The following is a 556-nucleotide window of genomic DNA, read 5'->3' on the forward strand; positions in this document are numbered from 1 at the left end:
CAACTTTTCTCTAGCATCGGCAGTTCTTTGTCGCTCGCTTGAGTCGCCTGACAAAGAAAGTCATCGGCCAATACCGGGGCTGAAAATTGGGCGCACAGCAATAGCCCTCCTAAGCTGAGGCCTGATTGGACAATGCGTGATGAGAGGTGTGCCTTCTTCATTTCCATACGCTTCACTCTGAACTAGTGGGTAAGGTCATTATGGCGGCAAAGCGCCAAAAAAATGTGAATAAAGAATAACAAGCAAAAAAAGAGCCGGAATTGCATCCGGCTCTCAGTTTAGGAAGGAAATGAGCGATTTAACAATGCTCTATGTCTAAATTCTTAACCTTTGTACAGTTTCGGGTTAAATACATCACGTAACCAGTCACCCAGAAGGTTAATAACCAGTACCAAAGTAACTAGCACAATACCTGGGAAGGCTGTAATCCACCAAGCACCAGAGAAGATGTAGTTAAAGCCGATGCTGATCAACGCGCCCAAAGATGGTTGGTCAACAGGCAGACCCAAGCCTAGGAACGACAGCGCCGCTTCCGACATGATGGCGTTGGCCACCT

Annotated in this window: 2 pseudogenes; both read right to left on the reverse strand. The window is 47.1% G+C overall.

The annotated features are described in order from the left end of the window. Positions 1-167 (reverse strand): annotated as a pseudogene (locus R7Q09_RS27515) (SPOR domain-containing protein); the annotation flags it as partial. Between the two features lie 156 nt (positions 168-323). Further along, a pseudogene (locus R7Q09_RS27520) lies at positions 324-556 on the reverse strand (ABC transporter permease); the annotation flags it as partial.

The sequence above is a fragment of the Vibrio sp. 2130-1 genome (assembly GCF_033339515.1).